The sequence below is a fragment of the Priestia sp. SRI_019 genome (genome assembly GCF_057586255.1).
Window position 1 is genome coordinate 1,376,721 of sequence record NZ_JBYCZN010000001.1, and the last position, 23,531, is coordinate 1,400,251.

General features: G+C 39.3%; 28 protein-coding genes and 1 pseudogene. 19 read left to right on the forward strand and 10 right to left on the reverse strand.

What is annotated here, in order from left to right; genetic code table 11:
- The first annotated feature begins 25 nt into the window (after positions 1 to 25).
- The gene (locus AC2YJL_RS07335) at positions 26 to 553 is read left to right on the forward strand and encodes a complement C1q domain-containing protein (RefSeq protein ID WP_195696431.1); all 528 of its coding nucleotides are present in this window, start codon (positions 26 to 28) and stop codon (positions 551 to 553) included.
- A 252-nt stretch (positions 554 to 805) separates the two neighbouring features.
- Here the strand turns inward: AC2YJL_RS07335 and AC2YJL_RS07340 are convergent, their stop codons facing one another.
- Complete coding sequence (locus tag AC2YJL_RS07340) at positions 806 to 1,027, reverse strand: hypothetical protein (RefSeq protein WP_487374677.1); 222 nt, start codon at positions 1,025 to 1,027, stop codon at positions 806 to 808.
- 769 nt (positions 1,028 to 1,796) lie between these two features.
- Here AC2YJL_RS07340 and AC2YJL_RS07345 point away from each other — a divergent pair.
- The 9 genes from AC2YJL_RS07345 (at position 1,797) to AC2YJL_RS07385 (ending at position 6,502) form a co-directional block, all read left to right on the forward strand.
- Positions 1,797 to 2,057: a metal-sensitive transcriptional regulator gene (locus tag AC2YJL_RS07345; RefSeq protein ID WP_071272714.1), complete on the forward strand. Its 261-nt coding sequence runs from the start codon at positions 1,797 to 1,799 to the stop codon at positions 2,055 to 2,057.
- 92 nt (positions 2,058 to 2,149) lie between these two features.
- Complete coding sequence (locus AC2YJL_RS07350) at positions 2,150 to 2,377, forward strand: sulfurtransferase TusA family protein (protein WP_071272716.1); 228 nt, start codon at positions 2,150 to 2,152, stop codon at positions 2,375 to 2,377.
- Positions 2,378 to 2,423: 46 nt separating this feature from the next.
- Positions 2,424 to 2,906, forward strand: coding sequence for a DsrE/DsrF/DrsH-like family protein (locus tag AC2YJL_RS07355; protein WP_013058040.1), 483 nt, complete (start codon positions 2,424 to 2,426; stop codon positions 2,904 to 2,906).
- Between the two features lie 27 nt (positions 2,907 to 2,933).
- Positions 2,934 to 3,290, forward strand: coding sequence for a rhodanese-like domain-containing protein (locus tag AC2YJL_RS07360; protein WP_251568604.1), 357 nt, complete (start codon positions 2,934 to 2,936; stop codon positions 3,288 to 3,290).
- A gap of 22 nt (positions 3,291 to 3,312) precedes the next feature.
- Complete coding sequence (locus AC2YJL_RS07365) at positions 3,313 to 3,609, forward strand: rhodanese-like domain-containing protein (RefSeq protein WP_028414564.1); 297 nt, start codon at positions 3,313 to 3,315, stop codon at positions 3,607 to 3,609.
- Between the two features lie 55 nt (positions 3,610 to 3,664).
- Positions 3,665 to 4,216 carry a sulfurtransferase TusA family protein gene (locus AC2YJL_RS07370; protein WP_251568605.1) on the forward strand — a complete coding sequence of 184 codons (552 nt, stop codon included), beginning with the start codon at positions 3,665 to 3,667 and terminating at the stop codon, positions 4,214 to 4,216.
- 62 nt (positions 4,217 to 4,278) lie between these two features.
- Positions 4,279 to 5,406, forward strand: a complete 1,128-nt coding sequence (locus AC2YJL_RS07375; RefSeq protein WP_195696436.1) for an MBL fold metallo-hydrolase — start codon at positions 4,279 to 4,281, stop codon at positions 5,404 to 5,406.
- A 24-nt stretch (positions 5,407 to 5,430) separates the two neighbouring features.
- Complete coding sequence (locus tag AC2YJL_RS07380; RefSeq protein WP_251568607.1) at positions 5,431 to 5,655, forward strand: sulfurtransferase TusA family protein; 225 nt, start codon at positions 5,431 to 5,433, stop codon at positions 5,653 to 5,655.
- A 70-nt stretch (positions 5,656 to 5,725) separates the two neighbouring features.
- Positions 5,726 to 6,502 (forward strand): sulfite exporter TauE/SafE family protein, encoded by a 777-nt coding sequence (locus tag AC2YJL_RS07385; RefSeq protein ID WP_251568608.1) that lies wholly within the window; start codon positions 5,726 to 5,728, stop codon positions 6,500 to 6,502.
- A 39-nt stretch (positions 6,503 to 6,541) separates the two neighbouring features.
- Here the strand turns inward: AC2YJL_RS07385 and AC2YJL_RS07390 are convergent, their stop codons facing one another.
- From AC2YJL_RS07390 to AC2YJL_RS07400, 3 genes are all read right to left on the reverse strand, one after another.
- Complete coding sequence (locus AC2YJL_RS07390) at positions 6,542 to 6,718, reverse strand: hypothetical protein (protein ID WP_165592324.1); 177 nt, start codon at positions 6,716 to 6,718, stop codon at positions 6,542 to 6,544.
- Between the two features lie 95 nt (positions 6,719 to 6,813).
- Positions 6,814 to 7,353: a DUF2812 domain-containing protein gene (locus tag AC2YJL_RS07395; protein ID WP_251568609.1), complete on the reverse strand. Its 540-nt coding sequence runs from the start codon at positions 7,351 to 7,353 to the stop codon at positions 6,814 to 6,816.
- Positions 7,354 to 7,680, reverse strand: a complete 327-nt coding sequence (locus AC2YJL_RS07400) for a PadR family transcriptional regulator (protein ID WP_140451309.1) — start codon at positions 7,678 to 7,680, stop codon at positions 7,354 to 7,356.
- A 489-nt stretch (positions 7,681 to 8,169) separates the two neighbouring features.
- On the opposite strand from AC2YJL_RS07400, the gene AC2YJL_RS07405 reads away from it, so the two are divergent.
- From AC2YJL_RS07405 to AC2YJL_RS07415, 3 genes are all read left to right on the forward strand, one after another.
- Positions 8,170 to 9,372, forward strand: a complete 1,203-nt coding sequence (locus AC2YJL_RS07405) for an aminotransferase-like domain-containing protein (protein ID WP_487374678.1) — start codon at positions 8,170 to 8,172, stop codon at positions 9,370 to 9,372.
- A gap of 65 nt (positions 9,373 to 9,437) precedes the next feature.
- Complete coding sequence (locus AC2YJL_RS07410; protein WP_487374679.1) at positions 9,438 to 9,980, forward strand: dienelactone hydrolase family protein; 543 nt, start codon at positions 9,438 to 9,440, stop codon at positions 9,978 to 9,980.
- A gap of 107 nt (positions 9,981 to 10,087) precedes the next feature.
- A complete protein-coding gene (locus AC2YJL_RS07415) occupies positions 10,088 to 10,702 on the forward strand; it encodes a GNAT family N-acetyltransferase (protein ID WP_195696441.1) in 615 nt (204 codons plus the stop codon).
- A 48-nt stretch (positions 10,703 to 10,750) separates the two neighbouring features.
- Here AC2YJL_RS07415 and AC2YJL_RS07420 read toward each other — a convergent pair whose 3' ends face one another.
- From AC2YJL_RS07420 to AC2YJL_RS07435, 4 genes are all read right to left on the reverse strand, one after another.
- Positions 10,751 to 12,697, reverse strand: a complete 1,947-nt coding sequence (locus AC2YJL_RS07420; RefSeq protein ID WP_487374680.1) for an FtsX-like permease family protein — start codon at positions 12,695 to 12,697, stop codon at positions 10,751 to 10,753.
- Positions 12,687 to 13,448, reverse strand: coding sequence for an ABC transporter ATP-binding protein (locus AC2YJL_RS07425; RefSeq protein ID WP_029323043.1), 762 nt, complete (start codon positions 13,446 to 13,448; stop codon positions 12,687 to 12,689). The genes AC2YJL_RS07420 and AC2YJL_RS07425 overlap by 11 nt, the downstream gene beginning before the upstream one ends.
- Before the next feature lie 100 nt (positions 13,449 to 13,548).
- Positions 13,549 to 14,553: a sensor histidine kinase gene (locus AC2YJL_RS07430; RefSeq protein ID WP_487374681.1), complete on the reverse strand. Its 1,005-nt coding sequence runs from the start codon at positions 14,551 to 14,553 to the stop codon at positions 13,549 to 13,551.
- Positions 14,546 to 15,238: a response regulator gene (locus AC2YJL_RS07435; protein ID WP_487374730.1), complete on the reverse strand. Its 693-nt coding sequence runs from the start codon at positions 15,236 to 15,238 to the stop codon at positions 14,546 to 14,548. Before AC2YJL_RS07435 ends, AC2YJL_RS07430 begins: the two co-directional genes overlap by 8 nt.
- Positions 15,239 to 15,408: 170 nt before the next feature.
- Here AC2YJL_RS07435 and AC2YJL_RS07440 point away from each other — a divergent pair, with 170 nt between their 5' ends.
- The 3 genes from AC2YJL_RS07440 to AC2YJL_RS07450 all read left to right on the forward strand — a co-directional run bounded on the left by AC2YJL_RS07440 (position 15,409) and on the right by AC2YJL_RS07450 (position 18,170).
- Positions 15,409 to 16,323 (forward strand): NAD(P)-dependent alcohol dehydrogenase, encoded by a 915-nt coding sequence (locus AC2YJL_RS07440; protein WP_487374682.1) that lies wholly within the window; start codon positions 15,409 to 15,411, stop codon positions 16,321 to 16,323.
- A gap of 385 nt (positions 16,324 to 16,708) precedes the next feature.
- A complete protein-coding gene (locus AC2YJL_RS07445) occupies positions 16,709 to 17,008 on the forward strand; it encodes a hypothetical protein (RefSeq protein ID WP_487374683.1) in 300 nt (99 codons plus the stop codon).
- Positions 16,986 to 18,170 carry a M20 family metallopeptidase gene (locus AC2YJL_RS07450; protein WP_487374684.1) on the forward strand — a complete coding sequence of 395 codons (1,185 nt, stop codon included), beginning with the start codon at positions 16,986 to 16,988 and terminating at the stop codon, positions 18,168 to 18,170. Before AC2YJL_RS07445 ends, AC2YJL_RS07450 begins: the two co-directional genes overlap by 23 nt.
- A 182-nt stretch (positions 18,171 to 18,352) precedes the next feature.
- Here the strand turns inward: AC2YJL_RS07450 and AC2YJL_RS07455 are convergent, their stop codons facing one another.
- A complete protein-coding gene (locus AC2YJL_RS07455) occupies positions 18,353 to 18,826 on the reverse strand; it encodes a hypothetical protein (RefSeq protein WP_244658439.1) in 474 nt (157 codons plus the stop codon).
- Positions 18,827 to 18,914: 88 nt separating this feature from the next.
- On the opposite strand from AC2YJL_RS07455, the pseudogene AC2YJL_RS07460 reads away from it, so the two are divergent.
- A pseudogene (locus AC2YJL_RS07460) lies at positions 18,915 to 19,459 on the forward strand (N-acetyltransferase family protein).
- A 36-nt stretch (positions 19,460 to 19,495) separates the two neighbouring features.
- Here AC2YJL_RS07460 and AC2YJL_RS07465 read toward each other — a convergent pair.
- On the reverse strand, positions 19,496 to 20,884 hold the full coding sequence (locus AC2YJL_RS07465; RefSeq protein ID WP_251568620.1) for an alpha/beta fold hydrolase: 1,389 nt from the start codon (positions 20,882 to 20,884) through the stop codon (positions 19,496 to 19,498).
- A 163-nt stretch (positions 20,885 to 21,047) separates the two neighbouring features.
- On the opposite strand from AC2YJL_RS07465, the gene AC2YJL_RS07470 reads away from it, so the two are divergent.
- Positions 21,048 to 22,658 carry a gamma-glutamyltransferase family protein gene (locus AC2YJL_RS07470; protein WP_230933097.1) on the forward strand — a complete coding sequence of 537 codons (1,611 nt, stop codon included), beginning with the start codon at positions 21,048 to 21,050 and terminating at the stop codon, positions 22,656 to 22,658.
- Between the two features lie 297 nt (positions 22,659 to 22,955).
- Complete coding sequence (locus AC2YJL_RS07475) at positions 22,956 to 23,456, forward strand: CBO0543 family protein (RefSeq protein WP_195696448.1); 501 nt, start codon at positions 22,956 to 22,958, stop codon at positions 23,454 to 23,456.
- Positions 23,457 to 23,531: the final 75 nt, after the last annotated feature.

Sequence of the window (23,531 nt, forward strand, 5' to 3'; positions counted from 1 at the left end):
AAATAGATAGACACATAAAAAAAGGATGATTACGATTAAAAAAGATGATAAATATTATGTAGAAAAGTCTCATTTTTCTAAGAAACATCATCATTGTTCTTCCACACAAGGAAACACAAGAGACTCAGCATTTCGTGCTCTTAACCTTACAAATCAGCCCGTATCAGCAAACACTTCTGTGAAAGTTTCTTATCAATTTAAACAATTTGATTTAGCAAATGAATACAATCCCGTTACGTCCGTTTTTCGCCCCAAAAAAGATGGCGTCTATTCCCTTGTTGCTACAATTGGATTTCTTCCTAACGATACGACTGTCGATTATCGAGCGCGCGTAGAAATTCGTGTCAATGGAACGGCAGTTATCGCAATTGATAATGATTTCTTTGGCGGAAATACTATATTTGTTAACGTGGTATCCGTTTCTACTATTTATAATTTAGAAAAAGGAGACCGAGTTGAAGTCTTCGCGGAAAGTAATGTTGACAGCACAATTGTCACAACAGAAAATGTATCCCATTTCGAAGCCGCAAGATTTCCATCTCCTGCCGAATAAAAGGCTACATGCATCTTTTGTTGTATAGAAGTCGAGAAAAAATGTTCAAAGAAGCCGGTTTCTTATAAGAAATCGGCTTCTTTTGCTTGTGTTCATTTAAACGTTTTTTATAGAAAGAGCATCATTTCGTAAGCATAGCAAGTGCAGCTTTTTAATAAAGAAAAGAAATGTTTAAAATAACAACCTCTTCTGGCTTCCAAGATCATGCATAAGAAATCAAACATCTATATTTTAAAACAGATAAGCTCTAAATCAAAAAATGAGCATATGATGGGGCAAAGAAAAGGAGTTGAAGGAACATGCATCAAGGATAGCAGCATTATATTCCATGGGAACAATGGCATCATCAGCATCCTCAAGGCACATGGAATCAATGGCATCAGCAACATCCTCATGTACCTTGGGAGCAGTGGCATAAACAGTATCCGCACGGTACGTGGAATCAATGGCATCAGCAAAATCCATATGTGCCATGGAATCAGTGGCACCAGCAGCATCCACACAGTTCGTGGAATCAATGGCATAATATTTATCATCAAAGCTAATCAGCTTTTTAACACAAAAGGTCCAGTTCTCAAGGAGAACTGGACCTTTTGTGCGCAGATGGTGAATGGTGCAGTAAGCTTATTTCTTGGTAATTTATATGAGCCCAGGTGATGTATGAAAACGGAAAAGTCTGTTTGGTCTATAGGGGAGGGGGTACACACAGTAAAGGAGGTTAAAGAAAACACTCATGATTCCTAAGGTGTATAAAGTGGATTGGTTTGTATGAAAGGATTCATGTAAATAAGTAAAATTAAATATAATTTTCTCGCTTGACAATATACCTATAGGGGTATAATATAGAGCATGTAAACAACATTAATTCAATAGCAAGGCGGTGATTCTTATGCTATATATAGCAGTATTGTTGCTTGCTATTTTATTTATTGCATACAGACGTTATTACCCCGTTAAAGGAATACAGTGCATACGTGAATCTGAAGCAAAAGAAATTGGGCGAACGGTTGTAGATGTTCGGCATTATCATGAAGTTCATGACTCTAAGGGCTTAGTTATTCCGTATGCGTATCTCAAACGCTTTTATTCAGAAATTCCACAGGGCAGCGTTCATCTGATTGCCGGAGATAGAGTAGAATTAAAATTAGGCGTACGGTTCTTACGAAAAAAAGGTTTTGAAGTACGCAGCTATGAGTTAGCAGCGTGTAAAAGTAAAGTAAAGGAAAGAAAGGGGTATTCGATTATGGAGTATAATCAACAAGTGAAAAATCGGCTGCGCCGAATTGAAGGGCAGCTAAAAGGCGTGCTTAGCATGATGGAGCAAGGAAAAGACTGCCGAGACGTCGTGACTCAATTATCTGCTGCAAGAAGTGCCATTGATCGCACAATGGGAGTTATTGTGAGCAGCAACCTTGAACAGTGCGTCAGAGAAAGCCTGCAGCATGGAGAGCCAACGGAAGGTTTAGTGAAAGAAGCTGTACAGCTGTTAGTGAAAAGTCGTTAATCATTGTCACCTTGTTTAAGGTTGACGAATATCATTATTTAGTATAATATACCCTTACAGGTATATGTATATAAAAAGGAGAGAGAAATACGATGAAAATTGATCATGTCTTAGATGCAAAAGGACTAGCTTGTCCAATGCCAATCGTAAAAACAAAAAAAGCAATGGATACTTTAACAACAGGCCAAGTATTAGAAGTGCAAACGACAGATAAAGGTGCTAAAAGTGATTTAACAGCGTGGGCAAAATCAACAGGACACGAGCTTATTGATTTTAAAGAAGAAGGCAGCACATTTATCTTTTACATTCAAAAGAGCTAATTTTTTTAGAATTAAATATACCCCATAGGGTAAAAGGAGGAACAACATGACTGAACAAAAGAAACGAACAACAATTGTATTATTTAGCGGTGATTATGACAAAGCGATGGCAGCTTATATTATTGCCAACGGAGCAGCTGCTTATGATCATGAAGTGACGATATTCCATACGTTTTGGGGATTGAATGCGCTTCGTAAAGAAGAAATGGTGCCGGTGAAAAAAGGATTTTTAGAAAAGATGTTTGGCAAAATGATGCCGCGCGGTGCGGATAAAATGGGCTTATCTAAAATGAACTTTGCAGGTATGGGACCTAAAATGATTAAAAACGTAATGAAAAAGCATAATGCTCTAACGCTGCCGCAGCTTATCGAAATGGCACAAGAACAAGATGTGAAGCTAGTGGCTTGTACGATGACGATGGATCTTCTAGGGTTACAGGAAAAAGAACTGTTAGATAATATTGAATATGCGGGCGTAGCGGCGTATTTAGCCGACGCAGAAGACGGAAACGTAAACTTATTCATCTAAAAGATAACTCATGAAGCGAGGGTTAATATGATTATCAATGCGCTTATTATCGTCTTTCTTTTGTGGTTTTTATATCAGCGTTTTGCACCAGTAAAAGGTATTCAGCAAATAGCCACAACGGAATTAAAAGCAAAGTTAAAAAATAAACATAAACAGTTTATCGATGTGCGAACACCGCATGAATTTCGGACTAAACATATTAAAGGATTTCGAAACATTCCTTTATCAGAACTGCCAGCGCAAACAGGCCAGCTTTCAAAAGACAGAGAAGTAGTCATTATTTGTCAAAGCGGAATGAGAAGTATGAAAGCAAGTAAACTGTTGAAAAAGCAAGGTTTTACATCTATCACCAACGTTAAAGGCGGCATGAATACGTGGAGATAAATCAAAAAGGAGGAGAAGTAGCGTGAAGACAATAGCAGCACAAGAAGTAGAACAATTAGTAAAAAAACAAGAACAAATTCACATTTTAGATGTGCGTGAAGTAGAGGAAGTAAAAATAGGTAAAATTCCAAACGCGTTAAATATCCCGCTTCCTTTATTAGAATTCCGTATGCATGAGTTAGACAAAACAAACAACTACATTGTTGTCTGTCGTTCTGGAGGCAGAAGCGGAATGGCAGCTCGTTTTCTTGAGCAGCAAGGCTACAGTGTAACGAATATGACAGGCGGAATGATGGAATGGAAAGGGGAAACGGTCTAATTTTTTTAGATAAAAATATACCCCTACTAGTATTTAAACCAAGGAGGAAAAAGAAATGATGCAAGCAAACTTCGTATTAGATGCAAAAGGGTTAGCATGTCCAATGCCAATCGTAAGAACAAAGAAGAAAATGAATGAATTAGAAGCAGGTCAAGTACTAGAAATTCAAGCAACGGATAAAGGCTCTACGGCTGACTTACAAGCATGGGCAAAAAGCACAGGTCATGAGTATTTAGGTACCGAGGCAGCAGGTGACGTTCTTCACCACTTTCTTCGTAAAGGCGGCGCTGAAGAAAACGTAACGCCAATTCCTGAAATTTCATTAGAAGAGTTTGCGAAAAAAGTAAAAAATGATGAACATCTTCATATTTTAGACGTTCGTGAAGTAGAAGAATACGATGAAGCTCATATTCCAGGCGTTGTTCATATTCCGCTTGGTGAAGTAGAAAAACGTTCGAATGAGCTAAATAAAGAGAATGAAATTTATATTATTTGCCACTCTGGAAGACGAAGTGAAATGGCAGGGCAAACGATGAAAAAGCAAGGCTTTAAAAACTTAATTAACGTGGTTCCTGGTATGCGTGACTGGACGGGTAAAGTAGAATAGCTAATGAATTATAGTGAATTAAAAAATTTTGATATTTTATATACCTAAGGAGGTATTTTGATATGACAGTACATGTACTTACTGCAAAAGAAGTTACATCTAAAATTATCAATAAAGAACCGTTATTTATCTTGGACGTTCGTAATGAAAGTGATTTTAGCGATTGGAAAATTGAAGGTCATCAATTTCAGCATTTAAACGTGCCGTACTTCGATCTTTTAGACGGAGTAGAAGAAATCTTAGAAAAAATCCCTTCTGATAAAGAAGTGTTAGTTGTCTGCGCCAAAGAAGGTTCATCCGTGATGGTAGCTGACATGCTTTCAGAAGCGGGGCTTACCGTATCGTACCTTAAAGGGGGTATGAAAGCGTGGAGTGAATATTTAGAGCCTGTTAAAGTCGGAGATTTAAAAGACGGCGGAGAGATCTATCAGTTTGTTCGTATCGGTAAAGGGTGCTTATCTTATATGATCGTATCAAACGGGGAAGCTGCTATTATTGATGCGACGCGTATGGCAGATGTGTACATCAACTTTGCCAAAGAACTTGGTGTCACGGTTAAGCACGTGTTTGATACGCACCTTCATGCAGATCACATTTCAGGAGGAAGAGTTATTGCGGAAGCAACAAATGCAGCGTACTGGCTGCCTCCAAAAGATGCAGAAGAAGTGATGTTTGACTACAAGGCTTTAGAAGAAGGCAGCGATGTCGTGATTGGTAACACAACCATTACGATTCAGCCGCTTTATTCACCGGGTCATACGATTGGATCAACTTCTTTTATCGTAGACGATCAATACTTGCTTTCAGGTGATATTTTGTTCATCGATTCAATTGGACGCCCTGATTTAGCTGGTATGGCTGAAGACTGGGTAGGCGATCTGCGCGAGACGCTTTATACACGCTATAAAGCATTGTCAGACGAGTTAATCGTATTGCCAGCTCATTTTATGATGATTGATGAGCTAAATGACAACGGCAGCGTAGCTGAAAAGTTAGGTACGTTGTTTGCGAAAAATCATGGATTAAACATTAAAGATGAAGCAGAGTTCAGACACTTAGTAACAGATAATTTACCGCCGCAGCCAAATGCGTATCAAGAAATTCGTGAAACAAATATGGGGAAAGTAAGTCCAGATGAAGAAAAACAGCGTGAAATGGAGATTGGACCAAACCGCTGTGCAATTCGCTAAAACCTAAACAAAGGAGAGAGAGAAATGGAATCAAATAAAGTACTAGATGCAAAAGGGCTGGCATGTCCAATGCCGATTGTTAAAACAAAAAAAGCAATGAATGAACTAGAAGCAGGTCAAGTGTTAGAAATTCATGCAACGGATAAAGGGGCAAAAAACGATCTTGCAGCCTGGGCAAAATCTGGCGGTCATGAGCTTCTTCAGACAGAGGAAGGCGACTTTCTTAAATTTTGGATTAGAAAAGGATAAGAAATAATGGACGAAAAGGGTATCTCTTGTAAAAGGTACCCTTTTCTTATATGAAACGGAGCGACTATAGATGGATCTTACATTTATCATCACGCTTTTTCTTATTGGATTTATTGGGTCGTTTATTTCCGGTATGGTCGGTATTGGCGGGTCTGTTATTAATTATCCGATGCTGTTATATATTCCTCCATTAGTAGGAGTAGGAGCATTAACGGCTCATCAAGTCTCAGGTGCAGGAGCTGTTCAAGTGTTCTTTGCGACAATAGGCGGCGTATGGGCGTATCGAAAAAGCGGATTTTTAAACAAATCATTAATTTTATATATGGGCAGCAATATTCTAATTGGAAGCATGCTTGGAAGCTACAGCTCACATTATATGAATGAACAAGGATTAAATGTTGTATATGGAGTTTTAGCTCTTATTGCGGTTGTTATGATGTTTATTCCAAAGAAAAATTTAGATGAAATAAAAGAAGGCGAACTTCAATTCAATAAAGGATTAGCTTCTATTTTATCACTGCTTATCGGAGCCGTAGCAGGCGTGTTAGGAGCAGGAGGAGCCTTTATTTTAGTTCCTGTGATGCTCGTGGTGCTTAAAATTCCAACTCGAATTACCATCGCAACTTCACTAGCCGTTACCTTTATTTCTTCCATTGGATCAACGGTTGGAAAGCTGATAACGCATCAAGTCCCATTTATACCTGCACTTATTTTAGTTGCTGCCAGCCTGATTGCTTCGCCAATTGGCGCAAAAGTTGGTCAGAAAATGAATACAAAAGTGCTTCAGTGGATTCTTGCCGGTTTGATTTTAGCAACGGCAATTAAGATTTGGTGGGGACTGCTGTAAAAAAAGCTCAAGCTATGGATTCCGATAGCTTGAGCTTTTTTATAGTACTTCATCACTTTCCACAAACGTTTCGAGCGCAGGATGAAATTCTTTTTGATAGTGGTTCGACGGACATACTTTTACAACAGTAGAGCGAAGCGCATTGGATTTTGATGTATTTAACACTTGCTTGCATTTAGGGCATCGTTCATTAAACAGCAAATGAAGCCATTTCACTTTTCATCACTCCTGTACTAAAACCTTTAAATCTTATCGAGTTAATAAGGATTATAAAGGGTTTTATACGGAAGGTCAATGAAAAGGGAATCTCTTTAGGTGTTACTAAGCTTTTTTAGGTTACGCTGATACGCAAGGTAAGGAAGTCCTGGAAATACTAAAATTACTGTTGAAATCGCTAATAAAATCTCGCTTATTGTACCTACTGCTTCCGGAAGCCAGCCGTATAAGCTCATAACGTCAAAAAGCAGCAGAAACACCATCGCGACAAGAATAGATAGAGCTGCTTTTCCTACAGAATGCTTTTCGCGTTTATATCTGTCAACAATTGTTTCTACATCGGAATAAATAGGTTTTGTTCCCGGAAGTGCGCTGAAAATATGCATAGCATTGCCTGTTGAACAAACGTGCTGCCATCCGGCTTCTTTAAAAAGCAGAAAATATTCATCATCTGCATGTTCTTGAAAATCTAGTGAATATTGAAGCTCTTGAGGCTTTCCTTTTTTTAATGTATATCCTAAAAATGCAAAACGATCTAACAGCCAGCCTTTTTTCGCATAGTCGCTAAGCTTTTGTAAATCTTCTTTTTCGGCAAAAGCAGTTCCGCCACTCAGTATGTATTTTGTCTTCTTCATTTATAAACCTCCTAAAGCATTTTCAGCATGTGTAATCATTTCTTTACGGCGCTGAACTTCTTTTTTTAAAAACTGAATTCCTTTTTCTGTTGCAACATACGTTTTCTTTTTGTCTTTGCTTTCGCCATAAAGCATGATTAACTCAGCTGCAAGAAGTTTTTTAATTGTAGTGTACATAGATGCAGGTCCAATCGAAAACTGTTGATTGGTCATATCTTCAATCGTTTTCATAATAAGATATCCGTGTTTTGCTTCTAAGAGCGACACTAAGATGTAGTAGGACGTGTCGGTAAGTTCCCCCGTCTCTAATGAATCGTTTCTCGGCATATTCAACCTCCTTATATCATTAAACGATATATCGTTAATTAATATATATCATTTAATGATATAGACAGTCAATAGAAAATGTTAAATTTTAGGCTTAGAATTGCCTCGTGAACCTATTTAACGAGTAGAAAGGGGAAGAAATCTTACAAAATAGTTTACTAAGATAAATATATTTGTATAAAAATTAAGAATTTGTAGAATTTATTGTTTATTTATTTGATTTTTATGTTATCCTTTTTAACATACATTAAACACAAGGCCATAATTATCGTACGACCTTTGATTTGTGTTACAGATAGTGAATGAGAAAAATATATATTGAAAGGAGAAAAGGAGAGTCAGAGAGGGTGCGAATGCTAGTTGTCTGTTAAAAAGGCATCTTGCACGGTAACTGTCTGATTTTATAAAGGTAATTGTCTACAGTTATTTTTCTGACTATTCGAATAATTAATGTTAAAAGTTTAAAATCTAAAAAAGGAATGATCATCAATGAAAGATAAATTTGCCGAACGAGCTAGTCTTGTAAAATCTTCTGAAACACGCGAAATCTTAAAAGTCACGGAACGACCAGAAGTCATTTCGTTTGCAGGAGGACTTCCGGCTCCAGAACTGTTTCCCGTTGAAGCAATGAACGAGGCGTGCCGTGCCGTATTAAATGAAGACGGAGCCGCTTCGCTTCAATACAGTACAACTGAAGGGTATATTCCTTTAAGAGAAGCCATCTCTACACGAATGAAGCATATCGGCATTGAGTCCACTGTTTCAAACATTTTAATCACGTCCGGATCTCAGCAGGCAATCGATCTTACCGGAAGACTGTTTCTTAATGACGGAGACGTGGTAATCTGTGAAAGCCCAACGTACCTAGCGGCCATTAACGTATTTAAATCCTACAATGCGACGTTTGTAGAAGTGGACATGGACGAAGACGGAATGATTATGGAAGAACTAGAGAAAAAGCTTCAGAAAAATCCGCATGCGAAATTTATTTATACGATTCCTGATTTTCAAAATCCTACAGGGCGCACCTTAACGCGCGAAAGACGTCAGCGAATGATCGAGCTTGCGAACGCATACGATGTGCTGATTGTAGAAGATAATCCGTACGGAGGAGTCCGATTTGCAGGAGAAACGCTGCCGCCGGTTAAGCATTTTGATACAGAAGGCAGAGTGATTTACATCAGCACATTTTCTAAAATTTTTGCGCCAGGTCTTCGAATCGGCTGGGTATGTGCAGACGAAGCTTTCATTGATAAGTACGTAGCGTTTAAGCAAGTGGCTGACTTGCATACGGACAGCTTTGCTCAGCGGGTAACGGCTAAGTACATGGAGCTTTACGATATCGAAGCGCACATTCAAAAAATTAAAGCCGTATACAAAGAGCGATGTACCCAAATGCTGTCGTGCATTCAGGAATTTTTTCCGGAGAATTTGTCTTACAGTAAGCCAGAAGGCGGATTGTTTATTTGGGTGGAACTGCCCCAAGGAATCGATTCAGCACATATCTTTTCAGAATGTCTAAAAAATAACGTAGCTTGTGTGCCTGGAACTCCATTCTTTCCAAACGGTACAAGAAACAATGCGCTGCGCTTGAATTATTCTAATATGTCTGCTGAACAAATCGTTGAAGGCATGAAGCGCATGGGAGACGTATTGCACCGTGAGCTGGCGAGAGAAACGACTGTTTTATAAAAGAAATGAAAAAATCAAATAAAGCCATTTTATTAATTCATGAAATATACGGTGTGAACGATCATATGAAGTTTGTAAAACAGGAATTGTCTAAGTTAGGGGCAGATATTATCTGTCCTAACTTATTATCTAACGACGTTCCTTATAGCTATAAAGAAGAAGGAATGGCTTATCAAAACTTTGTACAAAACGTTGGTATGGATGAAGGTTCAAGACAAATTACTAACATGTTAATTCAACTAAAACAAGAATATGAAGAAGTAGGAATCATGGGATTCAGTGTAGGAGCCACAATATCATGGCTGTGCAGTGAAAACAGTTTGTGTGACTTTGTGATTGGCTGTTACGGATCGCGCATTAGAGACTATATAAATAGACGTCCTGTGTGTCCAACTCTTCTTATTTTTCCCGCTGAAGAGCAAACATTTGATGTAGACTGTTTAATAAACTCACTAGAGCAAAAAAGAGAGCCGCTTTTGGAAATCAAAAAGTTTTATGGATTTCATGGGTTTATGAATCCTTTTTCACAAACCTTTAATAAAGAATCAGCGGACGAAGCCTTCCAAACAGTAAGTGACTTTCTTGAAAAGCACTTAGCTGACCACTAGCTATGTATTCTGAAAGTGATACCTTACAATAAGCAGAAACTGACCCTTTTTCAGTACGTATACCTGTATTAACATTTCCTTTAGATATATAGAAAAGGAGTGAGGTTATGCTAAAGTCAGGTGAGCTTGTAGGAACAGCGGTAAAGCTAGTGCCGCTTGAAAAAATGCATGAGCAAGGACTCTATGAAGCTGCAAAACCGAAAGAAATTTGGGAGCATCTCCCGGTAAAAGTTCATCGTCTAAGTGATATGAAACAGCTAATTGAAAGTGCTTTAAAAGCCAAGCAGGAAGGAAGAGAGCTGCCTTTTGCTGTTTTTGATATAGAGTCACATTCGATTGTAGGAAGCACAAGATTTTTAGATATATCACTTCCCAACAAAAGCGTAGAAATAGGGTGGACGTGGTATCATCCGTCCGTGTGGCGCACGCGAGTTAATACGGAGTGTAAGTATTTATTATTAAAATACTGTTTTGAAGAGCTAAAGCTTCACCGCGTTCAATTCAAAACGGATGTACGAAACAATCGATCTAGAGAAGCTATTAAACGGCTAGGGGCCACGCAGGAAGGAATCAGCAGAAAACATATGGTTTTACCTGATGGATACGTACGAGATTCGGTTATCTTCAGTATAATTGACGACGAGTGGCCATTGGTCAAAAAGCGACTAGAAGGTTTTTTACACGCAGCCAGTCAAGGAACTAAAGAAAATGCCAGCAATTAATGGCATTTAAAGATCAAAAGCACAAGCTATAGCTTGTGCTTTTGATCTTTAAAGAGCTTCTTTAATAATCTTTTTATAGTAAAGAACAGATAAAATGCCAAAAATAGAGTAGAGTGCCGTATAGACAATCATGACAATAATCATTGGTGTCCAAACCTCTGTTCCAAACAAGAACCAGCCGGATTGCACGGCAAAATAGCTGTGAAGCAAGCCTACGATTAACGGTATGCCGAAATTAAAGAGCTGTTTTATTTTTATTCCGTTTAGTAAGTCTTTTTCGGTAAAACCTAGCTTTCTAAGAATTGTATAGTTTGGCTTTTCATCTTCACTTTCGTCCATTTGTTTAAAATAAAGAATGCAGCCGGATGTAATTAAAAATGCTAGTCCTAGAAAAGCAACAATAAACATAATTAGACCCGTATTTTGTTTTTGACTCATTGTCATTTCTATACGCGAGTCATTTAAGCTATCATCGCTGAATTTCATCTCTCCGAAAAGCTCATTTGCTTTTTGTAGGTTATCTTCATTTAATATGTCTATTCCAGTGTAGAGAGAAGATTCTTTTTGAATGGAAGGGTCCACATCCTTTTTTAGCTCATTAAATAAGTGATTGTCTACAATCGCAGTAGGCAAACCGCCTCCTGTAAAATAAATAGGTAGAAGAAACTTTCGATTTAATCCTACAAACTTTTGTGGAATTACTTTTTGCCTCCCTTTTAGCTCAATACGCCCCGAATCTTTAAAGGCCATTGTTTTTTGAAGCATATTATTATAGCCGGTAAACAAGGTTTCGTTTGGAGCTACGTCTACACCACTAACGGATTTTTCACTAATCATTGGAATCGTCATAGCGGACGAGTCCACCATTGGACTTTCCAAATCATTTTCTAGAATGTTTTTTACGTTTGCTTTTACTTGGATGACGTCGATCTTTTTTTCCGTATATGCTATTTTCTTTCGATCCAGCGCGGCTTTAAACGAAGCAGCGTCTTTTGAATTATTGATAGCAAAATCATTAGGTACATAGTCTCCAGCCGACTTTTCAGCAGAGTAATAGGAAATGTAGCTCAAGCATAAAAAACCGATAGCAAGAGCGGATACGGTTGTAATAACCGTCAGTAATAATGCGTTTGATTTCATCCGAAACATAATCGAAGAAAGAGATAATACGTCATTAATTGACAAATAGCCTTTTTTGCTTTTTCGCATAAGATTTAATAAAAATCGAACCGAGCCTTTATAAAACAAGTAAGTACCTATGATAACTGAAGCTAAAATAGATACCATGGCGATTGCTAAAGCATTCATGCTTGTAAAAGATCCGTCAAACAATTTGGCAGAGATATAGTAGCCAGAAGCAATAAAGATCATGCCGAGAATTCCAATAATAATTTCAAGTATACTGATTTTTTTCGTTTTGCCTTCTGTCGATGAAGTAACTCGGAATAATGCTAAAATGGTCTGTCTTTTAATAAAAAGGTAGTTCATCGTCATAATCAGCAAATAGATGACTCCGAACACAATCAGCGTTTGAATCAAGGCTTCTTCTGAAAAGTGAAGCTTGGCAATGCCTTTTGTATCGGTGATTTTAAACAAAATCATAATGACCGCTTTTGAAAACGAAAACCCAATTAAAATGCCGACAATCAGTGAGGCAAAATACAGCATAAAATTTTCAACGGTCAAAATACGGAAAATTTTTGTTTTGGTCATGCCAATTAGCTGAAATAATCCAATTTCTTTACTGCGCCGCTTGATGAATATCGTGTTTGCATATAATAGAAAGATAGAAACGATGGCTACAAGTAAAACAGAAGCGGCCCGAACTGCTGCGCCTCCTTTAATTGAACCTTTGGTTGCATCAAGAGCGGGGTCATACTGCAGCGTGACAAAAGCAAAATATAAAGCTGCGCTAAAAATTAGTGCAAAAACGTATAAATAGTAGTTTTTTACATTCTTTTTGAAGTTGCGGAAAATCAGCTGATTAATGTTCATGTTGAACCCCGCCTAGCACGCCTTGAGTTTTCATAATATCGTCAAAAAAGGCTTTTTGCGTTTGATCGCCTTTGTACAGCTGCGTATAAATTTGTCCGTCTTTTATAAAAATGACTTTGCTGCAGTAGCTGGCTGCCACTGGGTCATGCGTTACCATCACAATACTTGCGCTTCTTTTGTCATTAAGCTCGGTCAGTTTGTTTAGCAAATCGCTGGCCGCTTTTGAATCAAGAGCCCCTGTGGGTTCATCAGCAAAAATCATGCTTGGCTCATGAATAAAGGCTCTTGCAGCGGAAGTACGCTGTTTTTGTCCCCCGGAAATTTCACTTGGATATTTGTCTTTGAGTTCATAGATGCCGAGCTGTTTAGCAAGCGCGTCAAATTTTTTGTGAGCTACTGCTGAAGGAGTTTTTGCAACAGAAAGAGGCAAGAGGATATTTTCTTTTACTGTCAGCGTATCAAGCAAGTTATAGTCTTGAAAAATAAAGCCTAAATGTGTTTTTCGGAAGTTTGCTAACTGCTTTTCTTTCATTCTGCTAATTTCATTTCCTTCGATTTTGATGGTTCCTCCGTTAATTTTATCAATAGAGGAAAGCACGTTCAGAAGCGTCGTCTTTCCTGAACCTGAAGCGCCCATAATTCCTACAAATTCTCCTTTCATAATCGTAATATCTACGCCTTTTAATACTTCTTGTCTATTAAATTTATTTCCGTAGCTTTTATGAATATTAGTTGCTTCTAATATGTTCATATGTACTCACTCCTTTAATCTGATACGTTTATTATAGAAAAAGGGCTTCAGCTTTTCCTTTGATTCACCGAACAAATAACGAAAGCATGTGACATTTTTGTCACATGCTTTTCATATCCACAAAATCATTTGATTTAGGAAAGGCAAGTGTAAACGCTGTGCCTTCATTAAGAGCAGACTGCACGCCAATGTGAATAGAAAGAGCGTGCGCAGCTTTTTGAGCGAGATATAAGCCCATGCCTGTGGCACGGCTGTCTTCATGCTGAGTGGTTGAGGTAAAACCCTTCTCAAAAATGCGCGGCATATCTTGAGGAGAAATGCCGCGTCCGCTATCTTTTACCTCGACGTACACTTGACCATGGTGCTTGTAGCTTCTAATTATCACGTCAGATTCTTCACTGTACTTGACTGCGTTTGTTAAGAGCTGTCTCATAATAAACGAAAGCCACTTTGCGTCACACAGTACACGTTCTGCCTGTAGGTCCACATCAAACCCAATATTTTTTTGCATACACCAAGCTTGCAGCGTTTTGATTTCAGTGAAAATAAGGGACTCTAAATCCAGATGTTCAATATACATATCATTTTCGATAAAGAAAATGCGCTTTTGATGCAGCTGTTGATCAAGTAAAAAGTGAATACGGAGCCATTCGAACGTCAAGTTTGCTTTAACTTCTGGATTTTCTAAGCGTTCAATTATTAAATGCATCGCAGTTAAAGGTGTTTTAATTTCGTGAATCCAAGCTAACAGCTCATCTTTTTCCTGCGTTACGTGCAGCTGAGTTTGCACGCCATCTTTTTTCACTTGTTCTAATTGCTGCATCAGGTTTCGCTGAACAATCTTTTCAAACGGACGCAGCGGATGAGAAAGAGTAGAAGAATCAAAGAAATCCTCTTCATCTTTTAACCCTTGGTAAAATTTCGTTTCTTTCTGATAGCGGAAGACGCAGAAAATAAGAAAGACAATCGATGATAAAAACACGATATAGAGAATCGAAGACAGAGGAATGGATTCATCAATATACGCGATAAATAGCATAAAAAAATGTATGATAAAAAAGAAAAGGATCCAGCTTAGACGCTCGCGAATAAAGAGTTTAATCATAGCGTTCCTCTTCAATGGCTACGTAGCCTTGGCCGACTTTTGTTTCAATAAAAGTTCCCAGTCCAATTTCATCTAATTTTTTTCGCAGGCGATTGACGTTTACCGTCAGCGTGTTGTCACTGATAAAACGTTTATCTTCCCACAAATTATTAATCAGCTCATCTCGGCTTACAATCGTATTCTTTTTATGTATTAAGCATTTTAAAATAAAGATTTCATTTTTGGTTAAATCGATAGCTGTAGATCCCGCTGATACTTTGTTTTTTTCATAATCAATCGTAGCTCCTTGCCATGAAAGAAGGTTTACTTGTTCAACGCTGTAATTATATACGCGGCGGAGAAGGGCCTGTATTTTTGCTACAAGCACATCAAAATGAAACGGCTTTTGCACAAAGTCGTCTGCGCCAAACTGCATAGACATTACCATATCAGAAGGATGATCACGTGAAGATAGGAAGATGATAGGGATTTTTGAATGAGAACGAATCATTCTGCACCAGTGAAATCCGTCATACTTCGGCAGCTGAATATCCATAATAACTAAATCAGGTTTTACCTCGCTAAACTCCTGCATAACGTTACTGAAATCACGGATGCCGTAAACATCATAAGACCATTGCTCCAACCGCTCTTTCAGTTCGTTAAACAGCGTTACATCGTCTTCAATTAAAAGAAGTTTAAACAATAACACGTACCACGCTTTCTGTTTTTATACTTATTTTATAGCAATATCCTTTTATTTACCATATGTGATAGTAGATTCACCGGCGTTCTTTATAAAATGTGAAAGAATAGCTTTCACCGAGCATAGTTTATAAACATATATTGAACGCTAGTGAAAAAAGGAGAGCTGTTATGAAAGCAATGGTCTGTACAAAGTATGGTAAACCAGATGTTCTTCAGCTTCAAGAAGTAAAAAAGCCTATTCCAAAAGAGAATGAAATACTGATAAAAATTCATGCCACCACAGTCACATCGGGCGACTGCAGAGTGAGGAGCTTTAATAGTCCACTGCTACTGTGGCTTCCAATGCGAATAGTTTTAGGATTACGGAAGCCTAGAAAATCAATACTAGGCGTAGAGCTGGCCGGAGAAGTAGAGGACGTCGGAAAGAACGTGACGCGGTTCAAAAAAGACGATCAGCTGTTTGCAATGACAGGTATGAAGTTCGGAGGATATGCGGAATATATCTGCTTACCAGAAAAGGGAACAATAGCCGTAAAGCCAGAGAATGTAACCTGTGAAGAAGCCGCCTCTATTTCTTTTGGCGGCACGACGGCTCTGCATTTTTTTAGAAAAGGAAACATTCAAACCGGGCAAAAAGTGCTTATCTACGGTGCTTCAGGTGCCGTAGGAACTGCGGCTGTACAGCTTGCTAGCTATTACGGAGCTGAAGTGACAGGCGTGTGCAGTTCTAAAAATAGTGAACTAGTAAAAGCTTTAGGAGCAGACCGCGTCATCGACTACCAAAACGAAAATTTTACTGAAAAACAAGAAAAATACGATCTTATCTTTGATGCCGTTGGAAAAATCACAAAAAATCAGTGCAAGGAAGCGTTAGCCTTAAATGGACGCTTTGTTTCGGTCGAGGGGCAAGGAATTGCCAAAGTGCAGACGAAAGATTTATTGCTTCTTAAAAAGCTGATGGAAGAAGGGCAGATAAAATCAGTGATTGATAGATGCTACTCTTTAGAACAAATTCCAGAAGCTCATGAGTATGTAGAAACCGGACATAAAATAGGAAATGTAGCTATAGTTGTAAAGAAATAAAAGAACATATTTAAAAAGCTAATTTGACTTACCTGGATAGTAGGTATAACATGCAGATAAGTCAACTAAACACCTATTTAAAACCGATCGACCAGACGACTGGAGATGCTTTGAACAATCAAAGCATCTCTTTTTTCCAAGTATTGATTTAATTATAGGAGATAGCGAGGAAGATGTAGAAAGAAGATATGGAGAGCTTGCCGCGCTAATTCCAATTAATCACGCCATTACATATTTAGCTCGTTTTTTTGATGATTATGACTTTCATCAATTTGACGTAGACGCACCGTTTCCAGAGTTAGGGGATATCGGAGCCAATGCCTTTCAAAGTACGACAAATAAAATTAAACAAGCGGCCGCTGCTCGAAAGTTAACGTTAAGACAAGTGGCACTTGAAACAATTTTGCCTCGTTCGCCGTTTTCAGGAACACCTGAACACGTAGCGGATGAAATGCAAAAATGGCATGAGCAGGAAGCAGCGGATGGATTTGTGCTTCGTCCGTTTATGAGTGAGACGTTTCATCAATTTGTGGGAAAAGTAGTGCCTATCTTACAGGAGCGGGGGCTTTACGACACTTCCTATGAAAGCAATACGCTGCGCGGAAATTTAAATCTTTCCGTTCCAGCCAATCGATATAGTCAAACAAAGGGGGAGTTTGTTTATGACAGTCAAATCAATTGGTGAATACAGCGTCACAGAAAGCTTAAAAAAGCAGGTAATTGAGTGGAGAAGGCACTTTCATCGCTATCCTGAATTATCGTTTCAAGAGCATCGAACGGCTCAGTTTGTTGAAGATACGCTTCGTTCGTTTGGAAGCTTTATCATTACGCGTCCTACACCAACAAGCGTGGTGGCTAGATTAATAGGAAAAGAGCAGGGAAAAGTGATTGCGATTCGAGCGGATATGGACGCGCTGCCGATTGAAGAAGAAAACACGTTTGCATTTGCCTCGGTTCATAAAGGCGTGATGCATGCATGCGGACATGACGGTCACACCGCTATTTTGCTAGGGGTAGCCTTTGTTCTTTCTCAATTAGGAAATGAATTTAAAGGAGAAATTCACTTGGTTTTTCAACACGCAGAAGAGCTACTGCCAGGAGGAGCGCAGGAGCTTGTGAAAGAGGGCGTGATGGAAGGTGTGGATTACGTGATTGGCACGCATTTGAATTCTGGCCTTCCCGTTGGAGAAATCGGCGTGCTTGCAGGTCCTATGATGGCTTCGCCTGACACGTTTAACATATCGATTAAAGGAAAAGGAGGACACGCCGCAGCGCCTCACGAAGCAGTTGATGCCATTGTGGTAGGAGCGCAAATTGTGACGAACCTTCAAACGATTGTTTCAAGAACGACCAATCCCATTGATAAATTAGTCATATCGGTTACACAATTTCACGGAGGAACTACGCACAACGTACTTCCTGATAAAGTGGAGCTGAACGGTACCGTTCGCAGCTTTGACGCGGCTCTGCGAGAAAAAGTTCCGGCACAAATTGACCGTATCGTAAAAGGATTAACAGAAGCCTACGGCGCAGAGTACACGTTTACGTATGAAAAAGGCTATCATCCCGTCATTAACTCTGCAGAAATTACGCGTTTAATTGAAGAAACAGCTATCGAAGAATACGGAAAAGACCGTGTAAAGACGCTGTCTCCTAAAATGGGAGGAGAAGATTTTTCAGCTTATCTGCAGGAAACGGAAGGAGCGTTTTTTAACATTGGAGCCCGAAATGAAGAACAAGGCATCGTATACCCTCATCATCATCCGAAGTTTACGGTAGATGAAGCCTCGCTTGAAATTGGCGTAAAGATGTTTTTGCGCATAACAGAAAAGTTATTGGCTCGTTAAAAAAAAGAACAAGAACCTATTTGGTTCTTGTTCTTTTTTATGTATTCTTACTTCGTATCTTTATAATTCGTCGCAAATCCTGCTGCAATTAAACCAATTAGACCCAGCACTCCTACAATAACGGTTACGACCATTACGCTCACCTCGGTTGCTCTTAATAATACGCTCTCATTTGTTTAATTTTACCATGAGTCTTCGTATGAAAGAAGCTTTTCTTTTAAAGGCTCTAGCTTCTTAAATTTTTGATCATAGCTTTGCCGTTTTAACATGTCGTTGGTTATTATCAGTGCATCTTCTTTACGCCCCGCATACAAGTAGGCTTCAATGACTTCGTCAAATCCTTCTGAGTAAGGGAATTTTTCGGATTTTGCTAGTTTAAACGAGGCGTCATAGTGTTTCGTTGCTTGTTCATACTGCTTTAGTTTCAAAAGCATGCGCCCGTTTGCTAAATGTAAATCTGCTCGTTCTAAATCGGTAAGGGTATGGAGTTCAATCCCTTGGTTGCGTATATCAAGGGCATCTTCATAGCGCTTTTTTTCTTCTAGTTCAAACGCTTTCTCATAAAAATGACCAAACTTCGTTAGCGGTCTTCTTGATTTATAGAACTTGTAAATGCCGTATAGAATAAACAGCAGTACCCCTAGCAACTCGTTCAACTCTCTTCCATCTCTTTATGTATACTATTTATATTAAAAGAAATTAAATTCAATTGATAGATTTATGAAAGACGCTTGGAGGAATACGATGGTCATCAATCAGCAGATTTACTATGTAAAAGGACTTCAGTATATCATTCGTTCAGCTGACACCAGCGATGCGCATGAACTGTCTCACCTAAGAGTCAGCTAGACGGAGAAACGGAAAACTTGGATCGTGAACCAGGAGAAGGGTATATGGACGAATCCGATTTTGAAAAACTTATTCAACGTGACACAGAAAGTAAACGAAACTTATTTTTAGTAGCAAGCGTACATAATGAAATCGTCGGATTTTCAAGGTGCCAAGGCAACGAATTGAAACGATTTTCTCATAAAGTAGAGTTTGGCGTATGCATCGCAAAAGAACGTTGGGGATACGGAATTGGCAAAGAGCTTTTACAGCAGTCCATACTGTGGGCAGATAGCGCGGACATGAAGAAAATGACGCTAAATGTGCTAGAGACCAATAAAAAAGCGATTGACTTATATACAAAGTTCGGGTTTGAAATAGAAGGATTATTAAAAAATGACAAGCTGCTGTCAGACGGCAAGTACTATGATACGGTTGTGATGGGAAGGTTTAATGAATAAGAGAACAAGGCGCTGATAAAACAGCGCCTTGTTTCTTTACTTTTGCGTTTCACGAACCCATTTCACAATATCATCAATGACATAAGAAGGAATGTTGGCTGAAACAGCATATTCATCGGGCGTGCTTTTTTCACCAGTTCCTTCTGTGAAAAAGTGGTTGAGCTTTGGATAAAGCTTAAAAGAAGTGTTCGAACGCTGAGACAAGCTTTGTTTCCAGCCTTCAAAATCTTCGGTCGTTACTTGATAATCACGCGCTCCTTGTAAAAGAAGCAGAGGCGTGTCCTGAGATTTTGCGACTTCTGCAGGGTGCCAGTGAGCTACGTCATACCAAAAATAAGGAGTGCCAAGCAGAAATTCTTTTGGCGGCTGAGCTGGCGAAAAGCTTGGGTCTTGTAAAATGGCAAACTGCTGCTGGAAAAAAGCAAGCTGCTCTTTCGGAAGCTGATTCAGCGATACAAGATAGGCAAATTGTTCAAGCATTAACTCTGGAAGTGTGCGGCTCGGTGCAGCGAGTAAAATAGAGCCGCGCACGCTTTTATCCGGTGTGTGATTTAAAATCCTGGGCATCATCATGCCGCCTTGACTGTGTCCTAGTATAAAAATATTGCGGCTGTCGATGCCTTTTTGTTTCGCCATTGCTTCCACTGCGAGTGCGGCGTCATCCGTTGTTTCATCGTCGACGTTTAGTTTATTTTCACCGGACATTTTAGCTGTATGTTCGTATGTGCGCTTGTTGTAGCGTAAAACGGCGATTCCTTGAGAAGCCAGTCCAGAAGCCAGATCTCGAAAAGGCTTTAAGCTCATAAACGTTTCATCTTGATCAGAAGGTCCTGATCCGTGAACTAATATGACAACGGGTACATTTTGATGTTTTGAACGTGTTGGAAGAGTAAGCGTTGCTGGAAGTTCGTAAGGTGCTTTGCCGATTGAAAGCTGTTTTTCACTGTAATTCTTAGGGGTGTCATAAGGCGGTGTGGAAAACGAAAACTGGCGCTCCTCCGGTACAATTTGCCAATCATCAATTTGACGATTTTGACTAAATCGAACGGTTAAAGTAGCTGATGCATGTTCAAATTCAATGGGAATTTCTATATTTCGATGAACGGTATTGATTTCACCTTGTACAGCTGTCCCAATCTTTTTTACAGCACCAAGCTGATCCGTTAGAGCTGACCACCATGTTTTTAGGTTGTCTTCACTCATTTTTAACTGCAGGCTGCGGGAAAAATGGCGCTTAGCTTCTTTTGTTTTTCTGTTCGCTACATTCGTTAAAAACGCATTAGCTCGTTTGACTTCAATTTTAGCTGAATGATGAGCAGCATTTGCCGCTGCTTCAGCTTGAACAGGTGAAATGGACATGGGAAGTGCTTGAAGCCCGAGTGCTAAAGAAACAGCGAGTGGAAGGGCAGCTTTTACTTTTTTCATACATCATCCTCCTTGGCGATTCTTGTACTCTATCAGTATACCAATTTTAGGTAAAAGGAGTCATGTCGTTATAAGATAAAAAAAGCCGATGGGTTATGAATATGGTAAAATAAAGAAGTTATATTATTTAGAAAATTTAAATATCTAAAAAGGAGGCGCTTTTATGACCTATGATCCGCATTATCATCCATATCCATCTTACCGAGTTCCCGTTTATGCCAAAAAAGGAATGGTATCTACATCTCAGCCGCTCGCAGCGCAGGCAGGCCTTGATATTTTAAAAAAAGGCGGCAATGCAATTGATGCAGCAATCGCCACAGCGGCGAGCCTTACAGTATTAGAGCCTGCGTCAAATGGAATCGGAGGAGACGCGTTTGCGCTTGTTTGGACAAATAATCAGCTCTATGGACTAAACGCTAGCGGACCTTCTCCGCAGTCTATTTCCATTGATGCGCTAAAGGAAAAAGGATACAGAGATATTCCTAAGTACGGAATGATTCCCGTTACGATTCCCGGTGCTCCGGCATCCTGGGCTGCTTTATCGAAGCGGTTTGGCAAACTGCCTCTTTCTCAAGTACTGCAGCCTGCCATTCAGTACGCCAAAGAAGGATTTCCGCTAGCGCCTACTCTCGCAAAACAATGGAAACAAGCGTACGATACGTTCAAACGAGCACATACAAGTGAAGAATTTGAGTCATGGTTTCAAACGTTTGCGGCTAATGGACGAGCACCAAAAGCAGGAGAAATGTGGTCATCCATCCATCATGCCCGTACGCTTCAGCTCATTGGCGAAACAGATGCAGAAGCGTTTTATAAAGGTGAGCTTGCGGATCGTATTGATGCATTCAGTAAAAAATATAGCGGCTTTTTATCCAAAGAAGATTTGGCTGCTTATGAGCCTGAGTGGGTAAATCCTATTAGCGCTCACTACCGTGGATATGATGTATGGGAAATTCCTCCGAACGGTCAGGGGCTTATTGCGTTACTGGCATTAAATATCGTAAAAGGCTTTGAGCTTCTAGAAAAAGATGCTGTGGATACGTATCATAAACAAATAGAAGCGATAAAGCTTGCGTTTGCCGATGGAGAAAAATACATTACGGAAGAAGCAAAAATGAGCGTGTCTGTTAGTGAGCTTCTGTCTGATACATATGCAAGCTATCGCCGCGGCCTTATAAAAGAACATGCCCTGCAGCCTGAAGCGGGAGAGCCTGTTGGAAGCGGAACGGTGTATTTAGCAACGGCTGATGAAGAAGGAAACATGGTTTCGTTCATTCAAAGTAATTATATGGGCTTTGGTTCTGGAATCGTTGTGCCAGAAACGGGAATTGCCTTGCAAAACCGCGGCCATAATTTTTCAATGGATCCCAATCATGATAACTGCCTTGCTCCTAATAAAAAAACGTTTCATACCATTATTCCAGGCTTTCTCACTAAAAATAATGCACCAATAGGACCTTTTGGCGTGATGGGAGGTTTTATGCAGCCGCAGGGGCATATGCAAGTTGTTATGAATACGATTGACTTTCACCTTCATCCTCAAGCCGCTTTAGACGCGCCAAGATGGCAGTGGAAAAAAGATAAAACGGTGCTTGTAGAGCCGGCTTTTCCTTCACACATAGCACAAGCGCTTGAACGAAAAGGACATAAAATTGAAGTAGCCGTGGATTCGATGGCATTTGGGCGCGGACAGATTATTTGGAGAGATCCTGAAAGCGGCGTGCTATGCGGAGGAAGTGAATCACGAACGGATGGATTCGTAGCCGGATGGTAACGTTTAAAAAAACACAATAGGTGGATGAAGAAGCCCGTAATGATTAGAGTTGGGCTTTTTTCATGTCTCAACCACATGTATAAATCTCTTCAAAGAACTGAAAACTAAAACAAATATTTACGTATGTATGGATAGCGTGAACATAAGGGTTATGTACGGGAAATTTACATTAGACGCTGCTGCGTATCTTTATAAATTAACATAAGCAATAATTGAGCGTGGTGAGAACGGCCGTCTCAAGCTGCCAATTGACATGAAGGTAGGCTGACAACACTTGGTGAAAGGAGCGAAAAGGTGATGAGAAATAAAAAATTTGAAGTGAAATTTTTACGTGTAATGCTAGTTATCGCCCTGGGGATTCTCCCTTTTTTATTTAGAAAACCACCGATTAAAGACTGGCTGCTGGCCTATGTATTTAACGCCTTAACAAATGGTATTATTGATAAATTTATTGTAACTCACGGCCTTCTTCGATATCCAACTCGCTTAATGAAAAAACAGTTTAGAATTAACGTGTTGTTCGACTTTTTGCTTTATCCTATGATATCCGTCATGATTAATCAAGCTACGTATTACGATAAAGGGTTAAAAGTTTTATATAAAATTATGTTTTTTACGATTCCAATGTTTTTTATTGAATTATGGGCTGAAAAACGAACGAAGCTCATCGAGTGGAAAACAGGCTGGATGTGGTACCACACCATTGCTAGCGTAACGTTAAAATCGTATCTTAACCGAATGCTGATTGGATGGATTCGAAAAATTGAAAAGAAGCAGGAAGAAACGAAAATACAATAGCAGAGATTTTAAAAACGACGTTAGAGAGGTGAACAAAGGTGCATATTTCTGTCCTTCTATGGCTGGTTTTTCAAA